Below are 23,449 nucleotides of genomic sequence, written 5' to 3' on the forward strand. Positions count from 1 at the left end.
CATTCACGGGACAAGCCCGCTCCCACAGGCTGTGTGCCTTACTCGCGGGCAGCGCTGTACCTGTGGGAGCGGGCTTGCCCCGCCACTCAGGCCGAGGCCTCGAGGAAATCCTGGGCAAAGCGCTGCAACACACCACCGGCCTCGTAGATCGACACTTCCTCCGCCGTGTCCAGACGGCAAGTCACCGGCACTTCGAAGCGGTCGCCATTCTTGCGCGTCACCACCAGCGCCAAGGTCGCACGCGGCGTGCGCGCCCCCAGGACGTCATAGGTCTCGCTGCCATCTAGGCCCAGGGTGTTGCGGTCGGTGCCCGGCTTGAACTCCAGCGGTAATACACCCATGCCCACCAGGTTGGTGCGATGGATACGCTCGAAGCCTTCGGCGACGATCGCTTCGACACCTGCCAATCGCACGCCCTTGGCCGCCCAATCGCGCGACGAACCCTGACCGTAGTCGGCACCGGCAACGATGATCAGCGGCTGCTTGCGTTGCATGTAGGTCTCGATGGCCTCCCACATGCGCGTCACCTTGCCCTCCGGCTCGATACGCGCCAGCGACCCCTGTTGCACGCTGCCGTCTTCCTTGCGCACCATCTCGTTGAATAGCTTGGGGTTGGCGAAGGTGGCGCGCTGCGCGGTCAGATGATCGCCACGGTGGGTGGCGTAGGAGTTGAAGTCCTCTTCGGGCAGGCCCATTTTCGCCAAGTACTCGCCCGCGGCGCTGTCGAGCAGGATAGCGTTGGACGGCGACAGGTGGTCGGTGGTGATGTTGTCCGGCAGCACCGCCAGCGGGCGCATGCCGCGCAGAGTCCGCTCGCCGGCCAGAGCACCTTCCCAGTAAGGCGGCCGACGAATGTAGGTGCTCATAGGGCGCCATTCATACAGCGGCGGCACCTGCGGCCCGCGGTCCTCCTCGATGGCGAACATCGGGATGTAGACCTTGCGGAATTGCTCGGGCTTGACGGCGGCGCGCACCACTTCGTCGATTTCGGCGTCGCTCGGCCAGATATCCTTGAGGCAGATCTCCTTGCCATCGACCACGCCCAGCACATCCTTCTCGATGTCGAAACGGATGGTCCCGGCGATGGCGTAGGCCACCACCAGCGGCGGCGAAGCCAGGAACGCCTGCTTGGCATACGGATGGATACGTCCGTCGAAGTTGCGATTGCCCGACAACACCGCGGTGGCGTACAGATCGCGATCGATGATCTCCTGCTGAATCACCGGATCCAGGGCACCCGACATGCCATTGCAGGTGGTGCAGGCAAAGGCGACGATGCCAAAGCCCAACTGCTCCAGCTCTTTTTCCAGCCCTGCCTCTTCCAGGTACAACTGCACGGCCTTGGAACCCGGCGCCAACGACGACTTGACCCAAGGCTTGCGGGCCAGGCCGAGTTTGTTGGCGTTGCGCGCCAACAGACCTGCGGCGATCACGTTGCGCGGATTGCTGGTGTTGGTGCAACTGGTGATGGCGGCGATGATCACCGCGCCGTCGGGCATCTGTCCGGGTACTGCTTCCCACGCCCCGGCAATGCCCTTGGCCGCCAGATCGCTGGTGGCCACACGGGCGTGCGGGTTGGACGGGCCGGCCATGTTGCGCACCACGCTGGACAGATCGAAGTGCAGCACCCGCTCGTATTCGGCATTGATCAGGCTGTCGGCCCACAGGCCGGTCGCCTTGGCATAGGTTTCCACCAACTGCACCTGCTGCGCTTCGCGGCCGGTGAGCGTGAGGTAATCGAGGGTCTGCTGGTCGATGGCGAACATCGCGGCAGTGGCGCCGTACTCCGGGGCCATGTTGGAGATGGTCGCCCGGTCGCCCAGGGTCAGGGCACGAGCGCCTTCGCCGTAGAATTCGAGATAGGCGCCGACCACTTTCTGCTTGCGCAGGAATTCGGTCAGGGCCAGTACCAGGTCGGTGGCGGTGATGTTCGGCGCCAGTTTGCCGCTCAGTTCGACGCCTACGATTTCCGGCAGACGCATCCACGAGGCGCGGCCCAGCATCACGTTCTCGGCCTCGAGACCGCCCACCCCGATGGCGATCACACCCAAGGCATCGACGTGGGGGGTGTGGCTGTCGGTGCCGACACAAGTGTCCGGATAGGCTACGCCGCGATCGCTGTGAATCACCGGCGACATCTTCTCCAGGTTGATCTGGTGCATGATGCCGTTGCCAGGCTGGATCACGTCGACGTTCTTGAAGGCTTTCTTGGTCCAATTGATGAAATGGAAGCGGTCTTCGTTGCGACGGTCCTCGATGGCGCGGTTCTTGTCGAACGCCTGGGGATCGAAGCCACCGCATTCCACAGCCAGCGAGTGATCGACGATCAGCTGCACCGGCACCACAGGATTGACCTGGGCTGGGTCGCCGCCCTTGTCGGCGATGGCATCGCGCAGCCCGGCAAGATCGACCAGGGCGGTCTGGCCGAGGATGTCATGACACACCACCCGGGCCGGGAACCATGGGAAATCGAGATCGCGCTTGCGTTCGATGAGCTGGCCGAGCGAGGCGTCCAGGGTGGCCGGATCGCAGCGGCGCACCAGGTTCTCGGCGAGCACGCGGGAGGTGTAAGGCAAGCCGTCGTAGGCGCCAGGCTTGATCGCCTCGACTGCCGCACGGGCGTCGAAGAAGTCCAGGTCGGTGCCTGGCAGAGGTTTACGGTAGGTCGTGTTCATAGCGTTATCAGGCTCGGTCACAAGGGGCGGAAGGCGGCTCCGTCCCTGTGGGACCGGGCTTGCCTCTCAGTGTTGCTTTCAGCGCTGATCGATCGGCACGAACTGGCGCTGGTCGACGCCGGTGTACTCGGCGCTCGGGCGAATGATGCGGTTGTTGGCACGCTGCTCGTAGACGTGCGCCGCCCAGCCGGTCAGGCGCGAGCAGACGAATATCGGGGTGAACAGCTTGGTCGGAATGCCCATGAAGTGGTACGCCGAGGCATGGTAGAAGTCGGCGTTGGGGAACAGGCGCTTCTGTTCCCACATGGTCTTGTCGATGGCTTCGGAGACCGGATACAGAACGGTATCGCCCACTGCATCGGCCAACTGCTTCGACCAGCCCTTGATCACCTCGTTGCGCGGGTCGGACTCCTTGTAGATGGCATGCCCGAAGCCCATGATCTTGTCCTTGCGCTCGAGCATGCGCAGCAGCTCGGCCGTCGCCTCCTGTGGGCTCTGGAAGCGCTCGATCAACTCCATCGCCGCCTCGTTGGCGCCACCGTGCAGGGGCCCGCGCAGTGCGCCGATGGCTGCTGTGATGCAGGAATACAGGTCGGACAGGGTCGAGGCGCAGACCCGTGCGGTGAAGGTCGAGGCGTTGAATTCGTGCTCGGCGTAGAGAATCAGCGACACGTTCATGACCTTGACGTGCAGCTCGCTGGGCTTCTTGCCGTGCAACAGGTACAGGAAGTGCCCGCCCAGGGTGTCTTCCTCGCTGCTGCAGTCGATGCGCACGCCGTGGTGGGTGAAGCGATACCAATAGCACATCATCGCTGGGAACAGCGCCAGCAGTCGGTCGGTCTTGTCGCGCTGTTGCTCGAAGGTCAACTCGGGTTCGAGGGTGCCCAGCACCGAGCAGCCGGTACGCATCACATCCATCGGATGGGCGTCTCGCGGAATGCGCTCGAGCACCTCCTTCAGCGCCTGGGGCAGTTCACGCAAGCTCTTGAGCTTAACCTTGTATTCGGCAAGCTCGGCCTTGCTCGGCAACTCGCCATACAGCAGCAGATAGGCCACTTCTTCGAATTCGGCGCCTGCGGCGAGGTCACGAACGTCGTAGCCACGGTAGGTCAGGCCGGCGCCGGCCTGGCCGACCGTGGACAGTGCAGTCTGGCCGGCCACCTGGCCACGCAGGCCTGCGCCACTGAGTACTTTTGCTTCGGCCATGGTGCTTCTCCTTTCTTGAACTTGTTATGGAATTCTTCTGGCTAATCAGCTTTGCCTGTGCCAGCGAAGAGGCCGACACAGGCACGATCACTCAACCTTTCTTCTGCGCGAACAAGGCATCCAGGCTCTGCTCGAAGGCGTGATAGCCAATGGCATCGTAGAGCTCCATGCGGGTCTGCATGGTGTCGATCACGTTCTTCTGCGTACCATCACGGCGCAGCGCGGTGTAGACGTTTTCGGCGGCCTTGTTCATGGCACGGAAGGCCGACAGCGGGTACAGCGCCAGCGACACATCGGCCGAGGCCAGTTCTTCGGTGGTGTACAGCGGCGTGGCGCCGAATTCGGTGATGTTGGCCAGGATCGGCGCACCCACGCGCTCGGCGAAGGTCTTGTACATCGACAGCTCGGTGATAGCCTCGGGGAAAATCATGTCGGCCCCGGCCTCGATGCACGCTGCAGCGCGATCCAGGGCGGCGTCCAGGCCCTCGACGGCCAACGCGTCGGTGCGCGCCATGATCACGAAGCTGTCGTCGCTGCGCGCATCCACCGCGGCCTTGATGCGATCGACCATCTCCTGCTGAGTGACGATTTCCTTGTTCGGCCGGTGACCGCAACGCTTGGCTCCGACCTGGTCTTCGATGTGAATCGCGGCGGCGCCGAACTTGATCATCGACTTGACGGTACGCGCGACGTTGAAGGCCGAAGCGCCGAAGCCGGTGTCGACATCCACCAGCAGCGGCAGGTCGCACACGTCGGTGATGCGGCGCACGTCGGTGAGCACGTCATCCAGGCCAGTGATGCCAAGGTCCGGCAACCCCAGGGAGCCTGCAGCCACGCCACCACCGGACAGGTAGATGGCCTTGAACCCGGCGCGCTTGGCCAACAGGGCATGGTTGGCGTTGATGGTACCGACCACTTGCAACGGATGTTCGGCGGCGACGGCATCGCGGAAACGCTGGCCGGGCGTGCTCTTCACAGTCATGAATCACCTCGGGGGCTGTTGTTGTTGGCGTCCAGGTAATGACGCTGAATGTTGCGTTTGGAGGCGCCGATATGGCGGCGCATCAGGAGTTCGGCCAGCTCACCATCACGCTCGGCGATGGCGTCGAGGATGCGGTGATGCTCGGAAAAAGCCTGGCGCGGCCGGTTGGGCGTGGCGGAGAACTGGATGCGGTACATGCGCACCAACTGGTACAGCTCACCACAAAGCATCTTGACCAGCGTCTGGTTGCCGCTGCCCTGGATGATGCGGTAGTGGAAGTCGTAGTCGCCTTCCTGCTGGTAGTAGCCGACCCCGGCCTGGAAGGCCGCATCGCGCTCGTGGGTATCGAGAACCCGACGCAATTCGTCGATCTCGGCCTGACTCATGCGCTCGGCGGCGAGGCGACAGGCCATGCCTTCGAGCGACTCACGAATCTCGTACAGCTCGACCAGCTCGGCGGGGTCCAGCGACACCACCCGCGCTCCCACATGCGGCACCCGCACCAGCAGGCGCTGGCCTTCCAGACGGTGGATGGCCTCGCGCAGCGGGCCACGGCTGATGCCATAGGTACGCGCCAGCTCCGGTTCGGAGATCTTGCTGCCAGGGGCGATCTCACCCTTGACGATGGCAGCCTGGATGCAACGGAAGACATGCTCGGACAAGGTTTCCGTTTCGTCTGATTGCGCAAGGCTGGAGGGAGAAACGTCGAGCATATTGTCAACACCTTTTAAATCCATAAGGCGAAAATTAGCGAATCAACTCCACCTAGTCAAAGAAAAATTCAATATTGTCGACAATCGTCTAAGAGCGAACTTAACCCGTTTCGCTGCTGTCAGATCGCGACGCGCTGGCGCCCAGGCGTTGCCGTGATAGAATGCCGCGCCTCCCACGGAGTATGGACAGTGTGTCCGTCGGCAGCCGCAGGTTGTCGACAGATGAACGAGGAAGCTTGCGCAGTACTTGCCAGTCGCCTTGCCCCGAACTTTGCACAGCACCGCGCCAGGACTATGAGACTTACACCCGTTTTATTGCTGTTATGCATGTCCCTGTTGCCGGCCCTCGGCCAAGCCGCAGGCAAGACCGTCTACGGTCTCAACGAATATGCCCGACTGGGTGGCCTCGACCTCGAAGTGGCCGCCAAGCTCGACACCGGAGCCAAGACCGCTTCGCTCAGCGCCCGCGACATCAAGCGCTTCAAGCGCGACGGGGAAAGCTGGGTGCGGTTCTACCTGGCCATCGATGCCGCCCACTCGCATCCGATCGAACGCCCCCTGGCCCGCGTCAGCAAGATCAAGCGCCGTGCCGGCGACTATGATGCAGAGTCGGGCAAGGCCTATACGGCCCGCCCGGTCATCGAACTCGAAATCTGCATGGGTCAGGCCCTGCGCACCATCGAAGTCAACCTCACCGACCGCAGCGCGTTCCAGTTCCCGCTGCTGATCGGCTCCGAGGCGCTCAAGCACTTCGACGCGCTGGTCGACCCAAGCCTTAAATACGCGGCCGGCAAACCTGCCTGTGCCACCGACGCTCCCAAAGCAGAGTAACCCCGATGCGCTCCCTTACCCTCCATTTGAAAGTCCTCATCACCGTGCTGGTGCTACTGGGCGTGGCGGTCACGGCTTATCAGATCTTCGTCCTCGGCATTCCGGTGACCGAAGACGAAACCGACGACCTGTGGAACATCGACGCCAAGGTCGAATTCGTTGCCAGCGCCAAGGACCCGGTCAAGGTGCAGATGTTCGTGCCCCCGCTGAACCGCGACTACGTGAGCCTCAACGAGAGCTTCATCTCCAACAACTACGGGGTGAGCGTCAACCGCGCCGACGGCAACCGCAAGGTGACCTGGTCGGCACGCCGCGCCAGCGGCAATCAGACCCTCTACTATCGCCTGGTGCTGACCAAGCGCTACAGCACCGAGAAGAGCACGGTCAAGGGCCCGACTTTCCGCGACAGCCTGGCCGTCGAAGGCCCCGAGAAGATTGCCGCCGAGGCTCTGATGGCGCCGATTCGCCAGCACTCGGCCGACGTCGAGACCTTCGTCAGCGAAACCATCAAGCGGGTCAACAACCTCAACGACGACAACGTCAAGTTGCTGCTGGCAGGCGATACCTCGTCGATGAAGAAGGCCCAGGTCATCGACCTGCTGCTGTCGATCGCCCATGTGCCGATGGAAAAGGTCCACACCATTCGCCTGGTGGCCGACACGCCGCAATCCCCTGAACTGTGGCTGCGCAGCTTCAACGGCAACGACTGGCTGTACTTCAACCCCGACACCGGCGAGCAAGGCCTGCCGAACGACCGCCTGCTGTGGTGGACCGGTGACGACAATCTGGTCACCATCGATGGCGGCAAGAAGGCCAACGTCACCTTCAGCATGAACAACAGCGAGATGAACGCCATCCGCCTGGCCAAGCTGACCGACGAGAATACCGACGCCGACTTCCTCGAGTACTCGCTGTACGGCCTGCCGCTGCAGACCCAGCAGACCTTCATGATCATGGTAATGATCCCGATCGGCGTCCTGGTGATCCTGGTCCTGCGCAACCTGATCGGTATCCAGACCCTGGGCACCTTCACCCCGGTGCTGATCGCCCTGGCCTTCCGCGAAACCCAGCTGGGCTTCGGCATCGTGCTGTTCACCGTGATCACCGCACTGGGCCTGTCGCTGCGCTCCTACCTCGAACACCTGAAGCTGCAGATGCTGCCGCGCCTGTCGGTGGTGCTGACCTTCGTTGTGGTACTGATCGCCGCGATCAGCCTGTTCAGCCACAAACTGGGCCTGGAGCGTGGGCTGTCGGTCGCACTGTTCCCGATGGTGATCCTGACCATGACCATCGAGCGCCTGTCGATCACCTGGGAAGAGCGTGGCGGCGGCCATGCCATGAAAGTGGCCATCGGCACCCTGTTCGCCGCATCCCTGGCGCACCTGCTGATGATGGTGCCGGAGCTGGTCTACTTCGTCTTCACCTTCCCGGCGGTACTGCTGATTCTGGTGGGCTTCATGCTGGCGATGGGTCGCTACCGTGGCTACCGCCTGACTGAGCTCGTTCGCTTCAAGGCATTCGTCAAAAAGGGCGACGTGTGATGTTTGGCCTGATCAAGACATGGAAAGCCCTGGAGGCCCGGGGCATCATGGGTATCAACCGGCGCAATGCGGACTATGTCCTGAAGTACAACAAGCGCAACCTGTACCCGATCGTCGACGACAAGATCATCACCAAGGAGCGCGCCCTCGCAGCCGGGATCCATGTGCCTGAGATGTACGGCATCATCGAGACCGAGAAGCAGATCGAGAAACTCGACGAGATCATCGGTGGGCGCAACGACTTCGTCATCAAGCCGGCCCAGGGCGCCGGCGGTGACGGCATCATGGTGATCGCCGACCGCTTCGAGGACAACTACCGCACGGTCTCGGGCAAGATCATCAGTCACGAGGAGATCGAGCACCAGATCTCCAGCATCCTCACCGGCCTCTACTCGCTGGGCGGCCATCGCGACCGGGCGCTGATCGAGTACCGGGTGACCCCGGACCAGATCTTCAAGAGCATCAGCTATGAAGGCGTACCGGATATCCGCATCATCGTGTTGATGGGCTATCCGGTGATGGCCATGCTGCGCTTACCGACCCGCCAGTCCGGAGGCAAGGCCAACCTGCACCAAGGCGCCATCGGCGTGGGTGTCGACCTGGCGACCGGGGTGACCCTGCGCGGCACCTGGCTCAACCGCATCATCAGCAAGCACCCGGACACCACCAATGCGGTGGACGGCGTGCAATTGCCGAACTGGGATGGCTTCATGAAGCTGGCTGCCAGCTGCTATGAACTGTGCGGGCTGGGCTATATCGGGGTGGACATGGTACTGGACCAGGAAAAGGGCCCATTGATCCTCGAACTCAACGCCCGCCCGGGCCTGAACATCCAGATCGCCAACGACTGCGGCCTGACCCAGCGCACCCACGCCATCGAGGCCCACCTGGAGGCACTGGCAAAGGATGGCGTGACCGAGGATGCCGAGCAGCGCGTACGGGTTGCCCAAGGGCTGTTCGGGCACGTGCAACCTCGCTAGGCCTGCAACGCCCCTTCGCGGGACATGCCCGCGAAGGGGGCGGAACACGATGGTCGTATGTCGCGCCAAAGCTAGGCGCATCTCCCTCACAGGTCTACAATCGCCCTCCTCGCTTTTACATCGCCGTCCATACTGATGCCGACCTGTACGCTCCACCCCCTGCCCTACCAACCCGACCCCGCTGCCTTCTTCGCCCGCCTGCGCCACGCGCCCGGCGCGATCCTGCTCGACAGCGCCCGCCCCGGCGCCGAGCGCGGACGCTTCGACCTGCTCAGTGCCTGGCCGCTGCAACACCTGCAAGCCCAGCCTGACGAAGATGGCCGTGGGTTCCTCCAGCGCCTGCGCGCAGCCCTGGCGCAGCTGGGCGAGGCGCAACTACCCGAAGGCTGCGAACTGCCCTTTGCCGGCGGTTTGATCGGCTACCTCAGCTACGACTTCGGGCGTCGCCTGGAACAGTTGCCGAGCGTTGCCAGCGACGACCTCGGCCTGCCGGATGCGCAATTGGGTCTGTACGCCTGGGCGTTGATCAGCGACCACCAGCAAGCCACCAGCCAACTGGTGTTCCACCCCAGCCTGGCCAAGCATGAGCGCCAACGCCTGATTGCCCTGTTCGGCGCCGACACAACCTCCACCACCGGCGAGTTCCGCCTGCTCGCCGCCATGCGTGGCGACTTGCAACCCGGGCAGTACCGCGCCGCTTTCGACCAGGTGCAACGCTACATCCAGGCAGGCGACTGCTACCAGATCAACCTCACGCAACGCTTCCGCGCCCCCTGCCAGGGCGACCCGTGGCGGGCCTACCAGGCTCTGCGCACAGCGTGTCCGACGCCCTTCTCCGGCTACCAGCAACTGGCCGATGGCAGCGCGTTGCTGAGCTTTTCACCCGAACGTTTCGTCCGCGTCAGCCAACGCCAGGTGGAAACCCGTCCAATCAAGGGCACCCGCCCACGCGCCAGCGACCCGGGCGAAGATGCACGTAACGCCGAGGAGCTGCGGCACAGCCCCAAGGACCGCTCGGAAAACCTGATGATCGTCGACCTGCTGCGCAACGACTTGGGGCGCACTTGTGAAATCGGCTCGGTCAAGGTGCCGGAGCTGTTCAGCCTGGAGAGCTATCCCAACGTCCACCATCTGGTCAGCAGCATCACCGGGCACTTGGCCGAAGGCCGCGACGCCCTGGACCTGATCGGCGACAGCTTCCCCGGCGGTTCGATCACCGGAGCTCCGAAGATCCGCGCCATGCAAATCATCGACGAGCTCGAACCCAGCCGCCGTGCACTGTATTGTGGCTCCTTGCTATACGTCGACGTACGCGGCGAAATGGACAGTTCAATCGCCATCCGCAGTCTGCTGATCAAGGATGGCCAGGTCAGTTGCTGGGGCGGTGGCGCGGTGGTAGCCGACTCGAACTGGGAGGACGAGTACGAAGAGTCGGTCACTAAAGTGCGAGTATTGATGGAAACGCTGCAGGGGCTGTAGCAGCGGGCCGGCCCGGCCATTTTTTGTTACCATCACTCCACTACGAGCGCACAGCGCCACAGCCAAGATGGAAACCGCCTGATGAGCCAACCCTTCGATGTCGCCGCCCTCGCCGCGACCTACGCCAACAAGTCCCCCCAGGACATCCTCAAGCTCGCCTTCGAACACTTCGGCGACGATCTCTGGATCTCCTTCAGCGGCGCCGAGGACGTGGTGCTGGTCGACATGGCCTGGAAACTGAACAAGCAGGTCAAGGTCTTCAGCCTTGACACCGGCCGTCTGCACCCGGAGACCTATCGTTTCATCGACCAGGTCCGCGAGCAGTACAACCTGCCGATCGAAATCCTCAGCCCAGACCGCGACAAACTCGATCCGTTCGTCAAGGAAAAAGGCCTGTTCAGTTTCTACAAGGATGGCCACGGCGAGTGCTGCGGCATCCGCAAGATCGAACCGTTGCGCCGCAAGCTCGCCACTGTGAGCGCCTGGGCCACCGGCCAGCGCCGCGACCAGAGCCCAGGTACCCGCAGCCAGGTGGCGGCCCTGGAGATCGACAGCGCCTTCTCCACCCCCGAGCGGACCCTGTACAAGTTCAACCCGCTGGCGCAAATGACCAGCGAGGAAGTCTGGGGCTATATCCGCATGCTCGAACTGCCCTACAACAGCCTGCACGAGCGCGGCTTTATCAGTATCGGCTGCGAGCCCTGCACCCGCCCGGTGCTGCCGAACCAGCACGAGCGCGAGGGCCGCTGGTGGTGGGAAGAGTCGACACAGAAGGAATGCGGGCTGCACGCCGGCAACCTGATCAGCAAGGCTTGAGGAGCAGCTGCAAGCTGCAAGAAAAAGCAGCCCGCCGTAGCTTACGGCTTGTAGCTTATGGCTTGCAGCTGTTCTCAGTGCACCGGTAGTTCGACGCCCTCGAACAGCTCTTCGAGCTCTTGCTTGTTATGGCACTGGATGGCCTTGGCCATCACTTCACGGGTCAGGTGCGGGGCGAACTTCTCGATGAAGTCGCACATGAAACCGCGCAGGAAGGTGCCACGACGGAAGCCGATCTTGGTGATGCTGGCTTCGAACAGCTCGCTGGCATCCAGGCAGACCAGATCAGGATCCAGCTTGGCATCCACCGCCATCTTGGCCACGATGCCGACCCCCAGGCCCAGACGTACATAAGTCTTGATCACGTCCGCATCGGCTGCGGTGAACACCACTTTCGGGGTCAGGCCGCGGTGATTGAATGCCTCGTCCAACTTGGAACGGCCAGTGAAGCCGAACACATAGGTGACGATCGGGTATTCGGCGACTGCCTCCAGGGTGAGTTTCGGCAGCTTGGTCAGCGGGTGCCCCTGCGGCACCACCACACAGCGATTCCACTTGTAGCACGGCATCATGATCAGGTCGCCGAACAGCTCCAGCGCCTCGGTGGCGATGGCGAAATCGACCGTGCCGTCGGCCGCCATTTCAGCAATCTGCATGGGCGAACCCTGGTGCATGTGCAGCGACACTTCCGGGTACTGCTTGATGAAGCTGCTGATCACCGGCGGCAACGCATAGCGCGCCTGGGTGTGGGTGGTGGCGATCGACAGCGTCCCTTTCTTCTCGTTGGAGAATTCCTGGGCGATCTGCTTGATGCTTTCGACCTTGCGCAGGATTTCACCAGCGGTATTGATGATCCGCTCACCAGCGGGAGTGACCCGCGTCAGGTGCTTGCCGCTGCGGGCAAAGACTTCAACACCCAGTTCATCCTCCAGCAGGCGAATCTGCTTGCTGATCCCTGGCTGGGAGGTATACAGACTCTGCGCCGTCGCGGAGACGTTGAGGTCATGGTGCGCCACTTCCCAGATGTAGCGCAGTTGTTGAAGCTTCATAGGTTTCCCTCGGGTCAGCAGTAATTCACCGGCGGCACACTGCGGGCTGCGATGAGATATAACTATATTAGTGGTAATCGCAATAAATCTAGAACTATTTTGTTACACGCCCCGGATGCGTCCTACGAGTAGTTTCATGCTTTCCTACGGCCAAGATGCTGGGCCAACGGCACCATATAGACCGGCACCGGTGACAGCTGCAGCAGGCGCACCGCCGTGCGCCCAAGCGGCACATCTCCACCCGCTCCTGTGCTGTGGGTACCGAAGATCATCAGGTCGACCGCCAGACGCTGGGCCTGCTCGAGAATGACCTGCGCCGGATCGCCCTGACGCACGCGCACGGCCTTGATCAACGCCAGGTCGGCCTCCTCGCCCAGCTCTTCACGGAAGTTCTCGAGCACGCGCTGCTCGATGTTGGCCATCACCGTATTGACCCCCTCGCTGTGCAATTCATCCAGCGTCTGCTCATCGAGATAGCTCTGCAGCAGCGATTCGGCGAACTGGCCCATCGGCTCCACGGCGTGTATCACGTAGAGTTCAGCACCGAAGGTGCGCGCCAAGGCCAAGGCATGCTGCATGACGTAGGGCGCGTACACCCCGAGGTCGGTGGCGTACAACATGGAACGGATCATTCGACCTCCTCGGCTGTCGCGACGACAGAGCAAGCTTCAGCTTAGCAGCGCGCCGCGTAGCCGCCTTGCCGTCCAGCCGCTGGAGCTGCGGGCTGGCGCGGATCAGGCGAGGCGGCTCTGGGCTTTGGGCTTTGGGCTTTGGGCTTTGGGCTTTGGGCTTTGGGCTTTGGGCTTGGATGGTCGATCCGAGAGGTGTAGCGCCGCTACACAAAATGGATCGCCCCCCCCAATCTCAATGCCCACCCAAGCCAAATCCGTGAAAACCCCATTTCCGCGCGCCAGCAAAGCGCAACCAGCACACAAATACCCAGGGAAAAACCCTGCGCCGAGCAGGCCAACCCATTGTCGCCACCCCTGTAACGCGCTAAGGTTCCGCTCCCCGCTGCGAACATTCTTGCTGCTGGGCCGCACGGGGATTGCTGGCGGCCGGCACCCGTGACCTGACGAGTAACACGATGGCTGATTTACCGATCGACGACCTTAACGTTGCCTCCAACGAGACCTTGATCACCCCCGATCAGCTCAAGCACGAACTCCCTCTGAGCGCCAAGGCCCTGCAGACTGTGATGGCTGGCCGCGAAGTGGTGCGCAATATCCTCGATGGCAAGGACCATCGCCTGTTCGTGGTAGTGGGCCCGTGCTCGATCCATGACATCAAGGCGGCGCACGAGTATGCCGAACGCCTCAAGGTGCTGGCCGAGGAAGTTTCCGACACCCTGTACCTGGTGATGCGCGTGTACTTCGAGAAGCCGCGCACCACCGTGGGCTGGAAAGGCCTGATCAACGACCCCTACCTGGACGACTCCTTCAAGATCCAGGACGGTTTGCACATCGGCCGCAAGCTGTTGCTGGACCTGGCGGAAATGGGCCTGCCGACCGCAACCGAAGCGCTCGACCCGATTTCGCCGCAGTACCTGCAGGATCTGATCAGCTGGTCGGCGATCGGTGCACGTACCACCGAGTCGCAGACCCACCGCGAAATGGCCTCGGGCCTGTCGTCGGCCGTGGGCTTCAAGAATGGCACCGACGGCGGCCTGACCGTCGCCATCAACGCCCTGCAGTCGGTCTCCAAGCCGCATCGTTTCCTGGGCATCAACCAGGAAGGCGGCGTCTCGATCGTCACCACCAAGGGCAACCCCTACGGCCATGTGGTGCTGCGTGGCGGCAACGGCAAGCCGAACTACGATTCGGTCAGTGTCGCCCTGTGCGAGCAGGACCTGGCCAAAGCCAAGATCAAGGCCAACATCATGGTCGACTGCAGCCACGCCAACTCCAACAAGGATCCGGCCCTGCAGCCGTTGGTGATGGAAAACGTCGCCAACCAGATTCTCGAAGGCAACCAGTCGATCATCGGCCTGATGGTCGAGAGCCACCTGAACTGGGGCTGCCAGTCCATCCCCAAGAATCTCGACGAACTACAATACGGCGTGTCGATCACCGACGCCTGTATCGACTGGTCGGCGACCGAGAAGACCCTGCGCAGCATGCGCGAAAAGCTCAAGGATGTTCTGCCGCAACGTAAACGCGGCTGATAAAACAGCGGGGCCGCTTGCTGCCCCAATCCCCCAAGCCGCGCCTATTCTCGAATAGGCGCCGGTTTGTTGGCGATTGGGGCAGCAAGCGGCCCCGCTGCGTTTGTCCTGGCAGAATTCAGACTTTGCTCGAGTGCCGCTGCTGACGCTCCATGTAGCGCTCCACGTACGAGCACGAAGGGATCACCGTGTAGCCCATCTGGTCGGCGTACTCCAGGGCCTTCTCGGTCAGCGCCGCAGCGATGCCGCGCCCACGCAGGGCGTTGGGAACGAAGGTGCGATAGATATCCAGCGTCTGCTTGCCCAGGTCCATGTACGTCAGGTAGGCACGATGACCGTCCACGTTGGTCTCGAACTGATGACCGGCCTGGTCATGGTGGATGGTCAGCGCTTCACTCATCACTACTCCTTGCAGGTCTTGCGGCAGACCCTGGCCTTAACCGATGGTGGTATGTCCGGCGAAGGAACCTCTACGCCACCCTTTGCCCCTTCGACCGCAGGGCCATGTCAATCGTTCTGCGGGCAGGCACCCCAAATAGTAGGCACCCTCGCCCGGATTGCTCAAGGTGGCAGCGGTTAAAAAGTGGCGCGTAGGGCTACGATTCCCCAAGACCTGCACTCACAACAGCAGCCGGATGTTCATGGGCTTAAGACGTTGGTCGACAGTTAAAGTCACCGTTAGTTCAACAAAAAAGTTCCCGCACTACAGTCGCTTGCGGCGCCTGCACAGGTTTTTCACAAATGCCTACGCAAATCTTGTCGGCGCGCCCTCCAGCAACAAATTTTTTTGCTGTTCTTGCGCTTGGTCAGTTTACTTACTACAAGTAATGGGTACTATGTACGCCGGCCAGTTTCTCTTTTCCGAGAGATGGCTCTTTAATAGAAAGTCCTTGAAGGGGAACACGATGAACAACGTTCTGAAATTCTCTGCTCTGGCTCTGGCCGCAGTTCTGGCTACCGGTTGCAGCAGCGTATCCAAAGAAACCGAAGCTCGTCTGACTGCGACTGAAGACGCAGCAGCCCGCGCTCAAGCTCGTGCTGACGAAGCCTACCGTAAGGCTGACGACGCACTGGCAGCCGCTCAGAAGGCTCAGCAAACCGCTGACGAAGCCAACGAGCGCGCTCTGCGTATGCTGGACAAAGCCAGCCGCAAGTAATAATCCTCACGGATTGTTAAGAAGCCGACCCACTTGTGGGTCGGCTTTTTTATTGGCGTGTTAAACCGGTGTGACACAAACGAAGAGGCCTGCGCAAGGCAGGCCTCCAGATTACCCATTTAACCCTTACTGCAGTTCGGCCGGGATGCTCGACACCATCGACTCACTGACCTGGTTATTGGCAGGGACGGCGATTTCCACCGGCATGCCATCTTCGGCGGCAACCACATCGCGGACCATGTCCCAGTTCATACGCAGGTTATTGGCGAGATCTTCACGCTTGAGCAGCGCATTGATCACCGCAGTGTGCTTGTCGACCACCGACGGATCACCGTGATCATCGAGCGGCGTGTGGGCTTCGAGGTAGACCTTGCCGCCACTGACGCCGAACTTGTACGGTTCGTTGATGATCCGCACCGAGGTGCCGACCGGGACCATCTTCGACAGCGCCAGCACGTTGTTGTTGAACATGCGGAAGCAACCATGACTGGTGCGCATGCCGATGCCGAACTTCTTGTTCGAACCATGGATCAGGTACCCCGGCACGCCCAGGGTGAACTTGAACGGACCCAACGGGTTGTCCGGCCCTGCCGGCACCACTGTGGGCAGGATGTCACCATCGGCGGCATGCTCGGCGCGAATCGAGGCGGGCGGCGTCCAGGTCGGATTCGGCGTCTTGGCGGTGATCTTGGTCTGGGCGATCGGCGACCCCCACCCTTCGCGCCCGATGCCAAGCGGATAGGTGTACACCTTGTTCTCCCCTTTGGGGTAGTAGTACAAGCGGTACTCGGCGAGGTTGATGACGATACCCTCGCGCGGCCCCGGCGGCAGGATGTACCGGGTCGGCAGGATGATCTCGGTACCGGCGCCCGGCAGCCACGGATCGACGCCTGGGTTGGCGGCGATCATTTCCAGATAACCGAGGTCGTTGGCCGTGCCGATGTCGGCGAAGGTATCTTCGTACTTGGCCTTGATGACCTGCACCTGGCCTACCACGTCTTCACCGGGCGGCGGCAACGGCAGCTCAAGTGCAGCAGCGGGGCCCGCTACCAGCAGGGCGGCCAGGGACAGGCAACGGGTGACGGCGGGAAAGCGCGGCAACATCCGGTAAATCCTTCGAAAGATGAGTCAAGACGGTCGATTGTACACCCGCCCCGATACAAGCGGGAGGCGTCGGCGGTGCACAAGCGTTTCAGATGATGAAAGGCGCCCGCTAAGCCCTACAACTGCGGCCACACCGGGCGCATGCCACGCCTCTGGGCCTCGAGTATCGCCCGGCACAGCGGGCACAGCCGGCCGTCACGGTAGACCGAGCGCGCTACCCCGGACCAGCGTGGTTGCGCGGGCAGCAGACCGCCACACAAGGTACGATCGGCCGGCACGCCCAGCTCGAGCTGACGGGCCACCAGATGGACGCGGATTTCCTGGCAGGCGAACAGGTCGAGCTGCTCATCGGGCTCGATCAGTTGATAGGCATACAAGGACCAGGCAGGGCGCGGCATTGGGGGCTCTCGAAACGGGGGGCGCAACATTAGCCGAAAGCCGCCCCCGTTTAAAGCATCAGAGCAAGGGTTTTATCACCGGCCAGGCATTTTCCAGCAGGCGCTGCTGCGCGCCCTGCGCCGGATGGATGCCATCGGCCTGCATCATTTGCGACACGCCACCGATACCTTCGAGGAAAAACGGTACCCATGCCACCTGCTTGTCCCGTTGCAGTTGTGCGTAAACCTCGGCGAAGGCAGTGGTGTAGCGCGCGCCATAGTTCGGTGGCAGACGCATGCCCAGCAACACGACCTTGGCACCCGCTGCACGTGAGCTGTCGATCATCGAAGCAAGATTTTGTTGCAATTGCGCCGGCGGCTGCCCCCGCAAGCCGTCATTGCCCCCAAGCTCCAGCACCACCACGCTCGGCTTGTGCGCCGCAAGCAGCGCCGGCAGCCGCGCGCGACCGCCCGCACTGGTATCGCCACTGATCGAGGCATTGACCACCTGGTCGTCGAAACCTTCCTCTTTGAGCCGTGTCTGCAACAGAGACACCCACCCCTGGCGGGTATCCAGGCCAAAACCTGCGCTGATACTATCGCCGACGACCAGCAGTGTTCCCGCCGCCGCGCTCTGGGCCAGGCAATACAGGGCCAGACCGGCACTCAACCACCACACTCGCATTGGATTCTCCATGGGCCCCAGCATTCTCGTTGCGCAGAACCTTAGCAAAGTGGCCCCCAGCGCGGAAGGCGACCTGACCATCCTGCATGCCCTTTCCCTCGACCTGAGCAAAGGCGACAGCCTGGCCATCGTCGGTGCTTCCGGCTCGGGCAAGTCGACCTTGCTCGGCTTGCTGGCTGGGCTCGACCGCCCAAGTGCCGGCAAGGTCATCCTCGCCGGGCACGACCTCGGCCCCCTGGATGAAGACCAGCGCGCGCGAGTGCGTGCAGAACACGTCGGTTTCGTGTTCCAGTCGTTCCAGTTGCTCGACAGCCTCGATGCCCTGGAGAACGTCATGCTGCCCCTGGAGCTGGAGGGTCGCCGCGATGCCCGCGAACACGCCCGCACCCTGCTCGAACGGGTCGGCCTCGGCAAGCGCTTGAGCCACACGCCACGCCAGTTGTCCGGCGGCGAGCAGCAACGCGTGGCCATCGCCCGCGCCTTTGCCGCCCAGCCATCGGTGCTGTTCGCCGATGAGCCCACCGGCAATCTCGACAGCCACACCGGCGAACGCATCAGCGACCTGCTGTTCGAGCTGAACCAGGAGCGCGGCACCACCTTGGTCCTGGTGACCCATGACGAGCGCCTGGCCCGCCGCTGCCGGCGCCAGATCCGCCTTGAGGCCGGCCAGATGGTCACACCGGAACCTGCCCTATGACCGGCATGCCGCTGACCCGCCTGTGCGGCCTGGCCCTACGCCAACTGCTGCGAGACATCCGCGCCAGCGAAGTGCGCGTGCTGTTCTTTGCCCTGCTCGTGGCGGTGGCGGCAAGCACCGCCATCGGTTACTTCGGCGCGCGCCTCAATGGCGCCATGCAACTGCGGGCTAGCGAGTTCCTCGGGGCCGACCTGGTATTGCAAGGCACTTCGCCAGCCCGCGACCGACAGATCAGCGAAGGCCTCGCCCTGGGCCTGACCCACGCCCAGGTGGTGGAGTTCACCAGCGTGGTCGGCGCCGATGCCGGCATCCAACTGTCCAGCATCAAGGCGACCGATAGTGCCTACCCCTTGCGCGGACAGGTGCGCAGTGCCGCCGCCCCCTATGGCGAGGAGACCCCAGGCGGCGGCCCGGCAACCGGCGAAGCCTGGGTCGAGCCGCGTCTGCTGGCCGCGCTGGGCCTGAAGATCGGCGACAGCATCGAGGTCGGCACGAAAACCCTGCGCATGAGCCGGGTGCTGACGTACGAGCCAGACCGCGCCAACAATTTCTACAGCCTCACACCCCGGGTGATGATCAATCTCGCCGACCTGAAGGCCACCGGCGTGATCCAGCCAGGCAGCCGGGTGACCTATCGCGACCTGTGGCGCGGCGAAGCCGAGGCACTGGCCCAATACCGTCAGACCGTGGAAAAGGACCTGGCCGCCAACCAGCGCCTGCGCGACACTCGCGATGGCAACCGGCAGATCGGCGGCGCCCTGGGCAAGGCCGAACGCTACCTGAACATGGCCAGTCTGGTAGCTGTGCTGCTGGCCGGCGTGGCAGTCGCCCTTTCGGCCAATCGCTACGCTGCCCGACGCCTGGATGCCAGCGCGCTGCTGCGTTGCCTGGGCCTGTCTCGCCGGGAAACCCTTGGCCTTTATGGCGTGCAACTGGCACTGCTGGGAACGGCGGCGGCACTCAGCGGTGCGCTGCTCGGCTGGCTGGCGCAACTGGGGCTGTTCCGTCTGCTGCACGGCCTGCTGCCCAGCGTGGTTCCGCCCGGCGGCCTCCTTCCAGCCCTGGCCGGAATCGCCACCGGCCTGGTGGCTTTGGCAGGCTTCGCCCTGCCACCCCTGGCCGCCTTGGGCAAGGTCCCACCGCTGCGGGTGCTGCGCCGCGACCTGCTGCCGGTGCCACCGAGCAGTTGGCTGGTCTACGGCGCCGCCCTGTTCGCTCTGGGCCTGATCATGTGGCGCCTGAGCCTCGACCTGCTGCTGACCTTCGCCCTGCTCGGCGGCGGCCTGGTCGCCGCACTGCTGCTGGGCAGCCTGCTGCTCCTGGGCCTGCGCAGCCTGCGGCGCCTGCTGACTGGCGCACCCTTGGCCTGGCGCTTGGGCCTCGGCCAACTGCTGCGCCATCCCACGGCCGCCGCTGGTCAGGCCATGGCCTTCGGCCTGATCCTTCTGGCGATGGCCCTGGTGGCCTTGCTGCGCGCCGAACTGCTCGATACCTGGCAGGCGCAACTGCCCAAGGACGCACCCAATTACTTCGCCCTGAACATCCTTCCCGACGACCGCACCCCCTTCGCCCAGCACCTGCGCGAGGTCAACGCCTCCTCCGCACCGCTGTACCCAGTCACTCCGGGACGACTCATCCAGATCAACGAACAACCCGTGCAGCAGATCGTCAGCAAGGACTCGGCCGGCGAACGCGCCGTGCAACGCGATCTCAGCCTGACCTGGGCCGCCGAGTTGCCCGCCGGCAACAGCCTGACCGCCGGCAGCTGGTGGCAGGCCGCCCCCACCACCCCTCAAGTGCCCGGTGTCTCGGTGGAGGCGGAGCTGGCCAGTAGCCTGAAACTGCAAGTGGGCGACCTGCTGACCTTCGACGTCGGTGGCGCACAGCACCAGGCCCGCGTCACCAGCCTGCGCAGCGTGCACTGGGACAGCTTCCAGCCGAACTTCTACATGATCTTCCAGCCCGGCACTCTGCAAGGCCTGCCGACCACGTACCTGACCAGCTTCTACCTGTCGCCAGGGCACGACCTCGACGTAGTCGCCCTGTCCCGCGCGTTCCCGGCAGTGACCATCCTCCAGGTCGACGCATTGCTGGAGCAACTGCGCAGCATCCTCGCCCAAGTCACCCTGGCCGTCGAATATGTGCTGCTGTTCGTGCTCGCTGCGGGCCTGGCAGTGCTGTTCGCCGGGCTGCAGGCCACACTGGATGAGCGCATTCGCCAGGGCGCCCTGTTGCGCGCCCTTGGCGCAGCGCGCCCCCTGCTGGTCAAGGCGCGGCGCATTGAGTTCGGCTTGCTGGGTGCAGCCAGCGGCTTGCTGGCGGCGCTGGGCTGCGAGCTGATCACCCTGGTGCTCTATCGGTATGCCTTCGACCTGCCGTGGAGCCCCCACCCCTGGCTGTTGCTGTTGCCGGTAGCAGGCGCACTACTGGTCGGTGGCGCGGGGGTGCTGGGCACCCGCCGGGCGCTGAACGCCAGCCCGCTGACGGTGCTGCGCGAGGGCTGAACGAATCTGAGTGTTCACTTCATTGGCCGTAGGCAATGCTGTCGACGTACCAGACAGCCTCGCCGGTCGGCGTATGCACCACCACCTCGTCGCCCTCCTCCTTTTTGAGCAGGGCGCGGGCCATGGGCGAGTCGATCGAAATATAGTCATTGCGGCCATAGATCTCGTCATAACCGACGATGCGAAACTTCATACGCTCGCCGTCGTCGTTCTCGATCTCGACCCAAGCGCCGAAGAACACCCTGCCTTCCTGTTGCGGCGAATAGGCCACCACCTTCACATCCTCGAGGCGTTTACGCAGGTAACGGACGCGACGGTCGATCTCGCGCAGCAGCTTCTTGTTGTACTGGTAGTCGGCATTCTCGCTACGATCCCCCAACGAAGCCGCCCAGGCGACCTTTTGGGTGATCTCAGGACGGTACACCCGCCACAGATGGTCCAGCTCTTTTTTCAGGGCTTCATGACCTTCGGTGGTGATGATGTTGGTGCTCAACGGCGCTCTCCTCAACGGCGGGTGATCAGGCCCTGACGAGCGATGCGGGTCAGCTGGCCGATGACCTGGGCCGCATCGCAGGCCAGGGGAGCCTGGATCACCGCCAGGTCGAAGCGATCGCTGGCGTATTGTTCGAGCGGGGCCACGCCGTCGATGAACTGGATCAGAAACGCCCGGGCCTGGCCCTTGCGCCGGGAAAGGCCTTCAAGGTGGCGCAACAGCGTGGGTTGATGCTGGCCGCCGAGCAGAATGCGCGGGGTGCGGGAAGCCTGGCTGGCAGGCAGGGGGGTCAAGCAGACACTGGTACGTGGACAACTCATGGTGGATTCTCTACGCCTCGCAAAACCCGCTGGGCTGCGGTGGGAGGCATCACCGAACCAGCGCTTTAGCGGTATTTCGGACGCGCATCGATGGGGCGTGTCCCGCGCCCCGCAAGTAGCTGTTTAAATCGGCGCAGGCAGTATCCTAGAGCCTAGCGTCACCGGCCGCAAGCCCACCTTCATCGTGCCTAGCGCCGCACCACCCGTTCCAGCTGCGAGCGCTGGCGATTGAAAGCCAGGAAGTACTTGTTGACGCTGTTGACGAAATTCACCGGGCCCATGCCCACCTGCTCCATGGCGATGCGCTCGGTCTGGAAGAACCACTGGTTGCCGTTCAGTCCGCGCCGGCGGGCCTCAGCGCGCATGGCCTGAACCCGCTCCGGACCGAGGTTGTAAGCCGCCAGGGTGAACGCCATGCGCTCGCGCTCGTTGATCTTGGGACTGGCGAAGAACATGCGACGGATCAAGGCCAGGTAACGGGCACTGGCCTGGACATTGCCATCGACCGTCGCAGTGTTGCTGACGCCAACGCGCTGCGCCGCCGCAGGCGTGATCTGCATCAGGCCATGGGCCCCGCCCGTGCCCCGCGCAGCCGGGTTGAGCGTCGATTCCTTGAACGCCAACGCTGCCAGATTGAGCCAGTCGATCTGCTGTGCCTGGCCATGTTTCTGCAACACCGGGCGTAACGATGCCAGACGCTGGCGATCCTTGCGCGCCAAGGGGTTGTGCACCCGGTACTGGCGCCGGTAGATGCGCTCGAAGGCAGCGTCCTGGTTGCCCGGTGCACGGTAGCCCTGGAGGAAGCGGTCGACCGCACCGAGCAGCAGTGTGGCGTCCTTGCGCACGTACCAGCGCATGGGCTGAGGCTTGCCCAACTGCACCCGAGTGTCCAAACGCAGCCGTGGCATCACCCGGGCCCAACGCTGGGCGATCGGCTGTTCGACCACGGTCAGTGGGTAGATGCCGGCCTGGACCATTTCCAGCACATCTTCGACCGCCAGCGTTGAATCGACCCACTCGATCTTGATCGGCGGACGCTTGCGCAGGGCCAAACGCTGGTTGATCTGGGCAATCGCCGCGCCCGCGGCGCTGGCCGAAGTCAATGCCACGGTGCGCCCGGACAACTGCTCAGGGCGGCTGAAACGCCGCTCGCCCTTGCGCCCGACCAGAATCAATGCAACCTGATCGCGGACCGGAGCGCTTTCGCCAACGTGTCCCACCACGCTCGGATCGAGCAGTTCGCCCGGCGCGGCCAGGTCGCCTTCGCCACGCTGCAGGGCGCCCAGCAGTTGCTCTTTGGCCCGGGGGATGATCTTGAGCTCGATCCGTTGACCGTCCTCCAGCCGGGCATTGAGGTAGTGCTCGAAACTGCGCAAACGGTAGTACTCGATACCCACCGGCTCACCCTTGACCTCCCCCGAGCTGTTACGGCTCTGGTTGACCAACACCCGAAGCACCTTGCTGCTGCGGATCTGCTCGAGGTCGCGCACCTGGGTCGCCGGTGCATGCGGCTGCGGACCGGCCAGCCCTGCCAGGGCCGGACCTGCGCCAAGCAGTGCGAACATCAGCAGCAGGGTGAGCAAAGGTCGCAGCATGAAACGTATCCGAGGTGGTGGGCGGCGCCAGGAAGGCGCGGCCATACCCTGAGAAATGAGGCTAAAAGACCGCGGCAACCG

22 protein-coding genes are annotated in these 23,449 nt (G+C 63.2%); 9 read left to right on the top strand and 13 right to left on the bottom strand.

The genetic code is table 11. From position 1 onward, the window contains the following. Nucleotides 1-86: 86 nt before the first annotated feature. The 4 genes from acnD to E2H86_RS13270 form a co-directional block, all read right to left on the bottom strand. Entirely contained in the window at nucleotides 87-2,675 is a 2,589-nt protein-coding gene (gene acnD / locus E2H86_RS13255; protein WP_133328464.1) for a Fe/S-dependent 2-methylisocitrate dehydratase AcnD, read from the bottom strand. Nucleotides 2,676-2,753: 78 nt separating this feature from the next. Beyond that, nucleotides 2,754-3,881, bottom strand: coding sequence for a bifunctional 2-methylcitrate synthase/citrate synthase (prpC, locus tag E2H86_RS13260; protein ID WP_133328466.1), 1,128 nt, complete (start codon nucleotides 3,879-3,881; stop codon nucleotides 2,754-2,756). Nucleotides 3,882-3,972: 91 nt separating this feature from the next. Continuing rightward, nucleotides 3,973-4,863, bottom strand: coding sequence for a methylisocitrate lyase (prpB, locus tag E2H86_RS13265; RefSeq protein ID WP_133328469.1), 891 nt, complete (start codon nucleotides 4,861-4,863; stop codon nucleotides 3,973-3,975). Further along, nucleotides 4,860-5,576 (bottom strand): GntR family transcriptional regulator, encoded by a 717-nt coding sequence (locus E2H86_RS13270; protein WP_133328471.1) that lies wholly within the window; start codon nucleotides 5,574-5,576, stop codon nucleotides 4,860-4,862. Before E2H86_RS13270 ends, prpB begins: the two co-directional genes overlap by 4 nt. A 294-nt stretch (nucleotides 5,577-5,870) precedes the next feature. Between E2H86_RS13270 and rloA the strand changes: the two genes are divergently transcribed. The 5 genes from rloA to E2H86_RS13295 all read left to right on the top strand — a co-directional run bounded on the left by rloA (nucleotide 5,871) and on the right by E2H86_RS13295 (nucleotide 11,223). Then, nucleotides 5,871-6,407, top strand: a complete 537-nt coding sequence (rloA, locus tag E2H86_RS13275) for a retropepsin-like aspartic peptidase RloA (RefSeq protein WP_133328473.1) — start codon at nucleotides 5,871-5,873, stop codon at nucleotides 6,405-6,407. Nucleotides 6,408-6,412: 5 nt separating this feature from the next. Next, entirely contained in the window at nucleotides 6,413-7,948 is a 1,536-nt protein-coding gene (rloB, locus tag E2H86_RS13280; RefSeq protein ID WP_133328475.1) for an osmotic stress tolerance membrane protein RloB, read from the top strand. Then, nucleotides 7,948-8,928 (top strand): alpha-L-glutamate ligase-like protein, encoded by a 981-nt coding sequence (locus E2H86_RS13285; protein WP_133328477.1) that lies wholly within the window; start codon nucleotides 7,948-7,950, stop codon nucleotides 8,926-8,928. The genes rloB and E2H86_RS13285 overlap by 1 nt, the downstream gene beginning before the upstream one ends. 135 nt (nucleotides 8,929-9,063) lie before the next feature. Continuing rightward, nucleotides 9,064-10,407, top strand: coding sequence for an aminodeoxychorismate synthase component I (gene pabB / locus E2H86_RS13290; RefSeq protein ID WP_133328479.1), 1,344 nt, complete (start codon nucleotides 9,064-9,066; stop codon nucleotides 10,405-10,407). A gap of 81 nt (nucleotides 10,408-10,488) precedes the next feature. After that, on the top strand, nucleotides 10,489-11,223 hold the full coding sequence (locus E2H86_RS13295) for a phosphoadenylyl-sulfate reductase (RefSeq protein WP_133328481.1): 735 nt from the start codon (nucleotides 10,489-10,491) through the stop codon (nucleotides 11,221-11,223). 74 nt (nucleotides 11,224-11,297) lie between these two features. On the opposite strand, the gene cysB is transcribed toward E2H86_RS13295, so the two are convergent. Together cysB and E2H86_RS13305 are read right to left on the bottom strand one after the other, a co-directional pair. Beyond that, complete coding sequence (gene cysB, locus E2H86_RS13300) at nucleotides 11,298-12,272, bottom strand: HTH-type transcriptional regulator CysB (protein WP_133328483.1); 975 nt, start codon at nucleotides 12,270-12,272, stop codon at nucleotides 11,298-11,300. A gap of 134 nt (nucleotides 12,273-12,406) precedes the next feature. Next, a complete protein-coding gene (locus E2H86_RS13305; protein ID WP_133328485.1) occupies nucleotides 12,407-12,904 on the bottom strand; it encodes a universal stress protein in 498 nt (165 codons plus the stop codon). Between the two features lie 455 nt (nucleotides 12,905-13,359). On the opposite strand from E2H86_RS13305, the gene E2H86_RS13310 reads away from it, so the two are divergent. Continuing rightward, nucleotides 13,360-14,436 carry a 3-deoxy-7-phosphoheptulonate synthase gene (locus E2H86_RS13310; RefSeq protein ID WP_133328487.1) on the top strand — a complete coding sequence of 359 codons (1,077 nt, stop codon included), beginning with the start codon at nucleotides 13,360-13,362 and terminating at the stop codon, nucleotides 14,434-14,436. 118 nt (nucleotides 14,437-14,554) lie between these two features. On the opposite strand, the gene E2H86_RS13315 is transcribed toward E2H86_RS13310, so the two are convergent. Further along, a complete protein-coding gene (locus E2H86_RS13315) occupies nucleotides 14,555-14,836 on the bottom strand; it encodes a GNAT family N-acetyltransferase (protein WP_023379662.1) in 282 nt (93 codons plus the stop codon). 505 nt (nucleotides 14,837-15,341) lie between these two features. On the opposite strand from E2H86_RS13315, the gene oprI reads away from it, so the two are divergent. Further along, nucleotides 15,342-15,593: an outer membrane lipoprotei OprI gene (gene oprI, locus E2H86_RS13320; RefSeq protein WP_003259780.1), complete on the top strand. Its 252-nt coding sequence runs from the start codon at nucleotides 15,342-15,344 to the stop codon at nucleotides 15,591-15,593. Between the two features lie 126 nt (nucleotides 15,594-15,719). On the opposite strand, the gene E2H86_RS13325 is transcribed toward oprI, so the two are convergent. The 3 genes from E2H86_RS13325 to E2H86_RS13335 all read right to left on the bottom strand — a co-directional run bounded on the left by E2H86_RS13325 (nucleotide 15,720) and on the right by E2H86_RS13335 (nucleotide 17,759). Then, a complete protein-coding gene (locus tag E2H86_RS13325; RefSeq protein WP_133328489.1) occupies nucleotides 15,720-16,697 on the bottom strand; it encodes a L,D-transpeptidase family protein in 978 nt (325 codons plus the stop codon). 116 nt (nucleotides 16,698-16,813) lie between these two features. Further along, nucleotides 16,814-17,095 (bottom strand): hypothetical protein, encoded by a 282-nt coding sequence (locus tag E2H86_RS13330; protein WP_133328491.1) that lies wholly within the window; start codon nucleotides 17,093-17,095, stop codon nucleotides 16,814-16,816. A gap of 58 nt (nucleotides 17,096-17,153) precedes the next feature. Continuing rightward, nucleotides 17,154-17,759 carry an arylesterase gene (locus E2H86_RS13335; protein ID WP_133328493.1) on the bottom strand — a complete coding sequence of 202 codons (606 nt, stop codon included), beginning with the start codon at nucleotides 17,757-17,759 and terminating at the stop codon, nucleotides 17,154-17,156. A gap of 10 nt (nucleotides 17,760-17,769) precedes the next feature. On the opposite strand from E2H86_RS13335, the gene E2H86_RS13340 reads away from it, so the two are divergent. Beyond that, on the top strand, nucleotides 17,770-18,456 hold the full coding sequence (locus E2H86_RS13340; protein WP_133328495.1) for an ABC transporter ATP-binding protein: 687 nt from the start codon (nucleotides 17,770-17,772) through the stop codon (nucleotides 18,454-18,456). After that, on the top strand, nucleotides 18,453-20,960 hold the full coding sequence (locus E2H86_RS13345) for an ABC transporter permease (protein WP_133328497.1): 2,508 nt from the start codon (nucleotides 18,453-18,455) through the stop codon (nucleotides 20,958-20,960). Before E2H86_RS13340 ends, E2H86_RS13345 begins: the two co-directional genes overlap by 4 nt. 19 nt (nucleotides 20,961-20,979) lie before the next feature. Here E2H86_RS13345 and greB read toward each other — a convergent pair whose 3' ends face one another. The 3 genes from greB to E2H86_RS13360 form a co-directional block, all read right to left on the bottom strand. Next, the gene (gene greB / locus E2H86_RS13350) at nucleotides 20,980-21,453 is read right to left on the bottom strand and encodes a transcription elongation factor GreB (RefSeq protein WP_133328499.1); all 474 of its coding nucleotides are present in this window, start codon (nucleotides 21,451-21,453) and stop codon (nucleotides 20,980-20,982) included. Between the two features lie 11 nt (nucleotides 21,454-21,464). Further along, entirely contained in the window at nucleotides 21,465-21,773 is a 309-nt protein-coding gene (locus tag E2H86_RS13355) for a hypothetical protein (RefSeq protein WP_133328501.1), read from the bottom strand. A gap of 188 nt (nucleotides 21,774-21,961) precedes the next feature. Next, nucleotides 21,962-23,368, bottom strand: a complete 1,407-nt coding sequence (locus tag E2H86_RS13360) for a transglycosylase SLT domain-containing protein (RefSeq protein ID WP_133328503.1) — start codon at nucleotides 23,366-23,368, stop codon at nucleotides 21,962-21,964. Nucleotides 23,369-23,449: the final 81 nt, after the last annotated feature.

This window comes from Pseudomonas putida (genome assembly GCF_004357765.1).
Classification (GTDB): Bacteria; Pseudomonadota; Gammaproteobacteria; order Pseudomonadales; family Pseudomonadaceae; genus Aquipseudomonas; species Aquipseudomonas putida_U.

What these genes read in the sequence shown, in the direction of transcription:
- acnD (WP_133328464.1), bottom strand. Translation starts at nt 2,675, where the DNA reads ATGAACACGACCTACCGTAAACCTCTGCCAGGCACCGACCTGGACTTC.
- prpC (WP_133328466.1), bottom strand. Translation starts at nt 3,881, where the DNA reads ATGGCCGAAGCAAAAGTACTCAGTGGCGCAGGCCTGCGTGGCCAGGTG.
- prpB (WP_133328469.1), bottom strand. Translation starts at nt 4,863, where the DNA reads ATGACTGTGAAGAGCACGCCCGGCCAGCGTTTCCGCGATGCCGTCGCC.
- E2H86_RS13270 (WP_133328471.1), bottom strand. Translation starts at nt 5,576, where the DNA reads ATGCTCGACGTTTCTCCCTCCAGCCTTGCGCAATCAGACGAAACGGAA.
- rloA (WP_133328473.1), top strand. Translation starts at nt 5,871, where the DNA reads ATGAGACTTACACCCGTTTTATTGCTGTTATGCATGTCCCTGTTGCCG.
- rloB (WP_133328475.1), top strand. Translation starts at nt 6,413, where the DNA reads ATGCGCTCCCTTACCCTCCATTTGAAAGTCCTCATCACCGTGCTGGTG.
- E2H86_RS13285 (WP_133328477.1), top strand. Translation starts at nt 7,948, where the DNA reads ATGTTTGGCCTGATCAAGACATGGAAAGCCCTGGAGGCCCGGGGCATC.
- pabB (WP_133328479.1), top strand. Translation starts at nt 9,064, where the DNA reads ATGCCGACCTGTACGCTCCACCCCCTGCCCTACCAACCCGACCCCGCT.
- E2H86_RS13295 (WP_133328481.1), top strand. Translation starts at nt 10,489, where the DNA reads ATGAGCCAACCCTTCGATGTCGCCGCCCTCGCCGCGACCTACGCCAAC.
- cysB (WP_133328483.1), bottom strand. Translation starts at nt 12,272, where the DNA reads ATGAAGCTTCAACAACTGCGCTACATCTGGGAAGTGGCGCACCATGAC.
- E2H86_RS13305 (WP_133328485.1), bottom strand. Translation starts at nt 12,904, where the DNA reads ATGATCCGTTCCATGTTGTACGCCACCGACCTCGGGGTGTACGCGCCC.
- E2H86_RS13310 (WP_133328487.1), top strand. Translation starts at nt 13,360, where the DNA reads ATGGCTGATTTACCGATCGACGACCTTAACGTTGCCTCCAACGAGACC.
- E2H86_RS13315 (WP_023379662.1), bottom strand. Translation starts at nt 14,836, where the DNA reads ATGAGTGAAGCGCTGACCATCCACCATGACCAGGCCGGTCATCAGTTC.
- oprI (WP_003259780.1), top strand. Translation starts at nt 15,342, where the DNA reads ATGAACAACGTTCTGAAATTCTCTGCTCTGGCTCTGGCCGCAGTTCTG.
- E2H86_RS13325 (WP_133328489.1), bottom strand. Translation starts at nt 16,697, where the DNA reads ATGTTGCCGCGCTTTCCCGCCGTCACCCGTTGCCTGTCCCTGGCCGCC.
- E2H86_RS13330 (WP_133328491.1), bottom strand. Translation starts at nt 17,095, where the DNA reads ATGCCGCGCCCTGCCTGGTCCTTGTATGCCTATCAACTGATCGAGCCC.
- E2H86_RS13335 (WP_133328493.1), bottom strand. Translation starts at nt 17,759, where the DNA reads ATGCGAGTGTGGTGGTTGAGTGCCGGTCTGGCCCTGTATTGCCTGGCC.
- E2H86_RS13340 (WP_133328495.1), top strand. Translation starts at nt 17,770, where the DNA reads ATGGGCCCCAGCATTCTCGTTGCGCAGAACCTTAGCAAAGTGGCCCCC.
- E2H86_RS13345 (WP_133328497.1), top strand. Translation starts at nt 18,453, where the DNA reads ATGACCGGCATGCCGCTGACCCGCCTGTGCGGCCTGGCCCTACGCCAA.
- E2H86_RS13355 (WP_133328501.1), bottom strand. Translation starts at nt 21,773, where the DNA reads ATGAGTTGTCCACGTACCAGTGTCTGCTTGACCCCCCTGCCTGCCAGC.
- E2H86_RS13360 (WP_133328503.1), bottom strand. Translation starts at nt 23,368, where the DNA reads ATGCTGCGACCTTTGCTCACCCTGCTGCTGATGTTCGCACTGCTTGGC.